Annotated in this window: 2 protein-coding genes and 2 pseudogenes; all 4 read left to right on the forward strand. The window is 56.9% G+C overall.

Annotation, left to right across the window (positions count from 1 at the left end):
- The coding region (locus XpopCFBP1817_RS22365) for a hypothetical protein (RefSeq protein ID WP_208619686.1) at window positions 1–180 on the forward strand (180 nt) is incomplete at its 5' end.
- A gap of 15 nt (window positions 181–195) precedes the next feature.
- A pseudogene (gene istB, locus XpopCFBP1817_RS20475) lies at window positions 196–912 on the forward strand (IS21-like element helper ATPase IstB); the annotation flags it as partial.
- Window positions 913–1,033: 121 nt separating this feature from the next.
- Window positions 1,034–1,396 (forward strand): annotated as a pseudogene (locus tag XpopCFBP1817_RS24185) (transposase); the annotation flags it as partial.
- Window positions 1,397–1,613: 217 nt separating this feature from the next.
- On the forward strand, window positions 1,614–1,772 hold the full coding sequence (locus tag XpopCFBP1817_RS23450) for a DUF4113 domain-containing protein (protein ID WP_244171287.1): 159 nt from the start codon (window positions 1,614–1,616) through the stop codon (window positions 1,770–1,772).
- Window positions 1,773–2,204 lie beyond the last annotated feature (432 nt).

Genomic DNA, 2,204 nt, shown 5'->3' on the forward strand with positions numbered 1-2,204 from the left:
GCGATTACGCACACTGCCCGAACACGTCTACAACCAGATGGTCATGGGCTGAAAAACGTGGGGATACCTCAGATCCTGGTGCGCCATCTAGATCGCAGCGCATCTTGCGATGACAGTGCAAGCAACGATGACGCTCCACAGGCGCACGAAAACGTGCGCGGTGCTAACTACTACTCATAATTCAGGGAGAACATTATGTCTTTGGAACATACGATTGATCAGCTACGAACGCTCAAATTGACCGGCATGGTGGCTGGCGTCGAACATCAGCTCGCCCAATCCAGCTACGGAGCACTCGGCTTCGATCAGCGCCTTGGCCATCTGGTTGACGCCGAGGTGAGTCAGCGCGACAGCAAGCGCTTCACGCGCCTGATTCGCAATGCCAAGCTCAAGGTCTACGCCGAACCGGAGGCTATTGACTATCGTGTTGGGCGCGGGTTGGATCGATCGGTGATCGCGGATTTGCTGACCTGTGGCTGGATTGAGCACCGCCAAAACGTTTTGGTCACTGGACAAACAGGTACTGGAAAGACCTGGTTGGCATGTGCCCTGGCCGTACAAGCCGCACGCCAAGGGATCACCGTAGGCTACCGGCGCGTAGGCCGCCTGTTGGAAGACATGGAGGTCGGGCATGCGGACGGCTCACTGGCCAAGCTTCGCAATCAACTCGCCAGGACCGGACTACTAATCTTGGATGATTTCGGCCTGACGCCGCTGAGCAGCCGCGGACGTGCAGATCTACTGGAATTACTCGATGACCGTGTCGGCTCTGGCGCCACGATTGTGGCTGGCCAGATGCCAGTGCAGGACTGGCATGCGTTTATCCATGACCCTGCTTTGGCTGATGCCATCATGGATCGACTGATTCACAGCAGCCACAAACTAGCGCTCAAGGGTGAATCCATGCGAAAGACGAAGGCGGCCAAGTCCGAGAAGTTAGTCCTGGCGGCGCTGTCAAGCGCTTCTGGCGCTCGCATCCAATTCATTTGGCGGCGGTGTCCAGTTCCGTCGCCGATGAGTGTCCAGTTGGTTGGCTTTTCGTAACCTGCTACGGGCGTGGTCCAACTGGCGCTACTACATCCTCAACTACTTCGAGCATCCGGTGACGAACGCCTACACCGAGAGCCTGAACAACCTGATCCGGGTGATGAACCGGCTGGGCCGAGGCTACTCGTTCGAGGCGCTCCGGGCCAAGATTCTGTTCACCGAAGGTATCCACAAGCACACGCTATCCCGGCCCAAGTATGAGAAGCGCGCCCCGGAGCGTGTGTCACGGGCAGCGAAACGGACGCCCGGCACTGCGTCCGGAAGCGTGCTGCCGAAACCCAGCACACCAAAGAACTACGGAGCGGACATCGAACTGCTCATCAAGCTGCTGGAAAGAGGCGAGCTGTAGTGGCTGGCGGAGGTACTTACCACTACTTACCTGACAGTGGTAAGTAGTCGGAGATCAATCTGAACTGATCAAAGGCTCGTCGGGTTGGATGCGGGCAAGATCAATCACAAAATCCGAATACCCCAAAAAAGCAGGCGTTTGCCTGATGGATCTGGCGGCACCAGCTGACTTGCAGAGTGACCTATTTACACCGGCGCGCGTCGGCGATGACGCGCTTATGAGTGCCCTGGACGCAATCAATCGGCGGTTTGGTCGCGGCACAGCCGGACTAGGCGCGAGTGGGTGGCAAAAGGCCCCGCAATGGGCGTCGCGGCAAAATCTTTTGTCTGGTCGATTCACCACATCACTGGAGGATCTGCCAAGAGCGGAATGCTGACATTACCCGACAGTCCTCATCCCTTATGACCGCAATTCAGAGGGCTGTATGCTGGGACCCAGTTCACGCCGCATGTCGATAGGCACGTGCTTCGCGTACGATTTTTCCGTTTTCTGAGATGGCCCAGAAATGCCGACCCGCAGCACAACCATAGTATGGGCAGACCATGTCCATGATCGTGTTCGTTACACTCTAAAACACCTTCACCCTGCGTTCGTTTCATTTCACGCGCCAGCACGGCCCGCACTACCTGGTCATCCGGGTAGGGCTGCCCGGGATTTCACGGTGCGAGTTGAATACTCCCATCATTGCTTTAGCAATGGCGTTTCCAAGGTTCCAAACTACAACCCGGACCTGAGGTTTCCCCACGTTTTCCCGAGATAGATCAGCTGGTTGCACCCGGATCGTGTAGAAACAAGTGCGCGCATCGTG

It is taken from the genome of Xanthomonas populi, assembly GCF_002940065.1.
Taxonomy (GTDB): Bacteria; Pseudomonadota; Gammaproteobacteria; order Xanthomonadales; family Xanthomonadaceae; genus Xanthomonas; species Xanthomonas populi.

Excerpts from the sequence above, each read along its gene's own strand:
- XpopCFBP1817_RS23450 (WP_244171287.1), top strand. The coding sequence starts at position 1,614 with ATGAGTGCCCTGGACGCAATCAATCGGCGGTTTGGTCGCGGCACAGCC.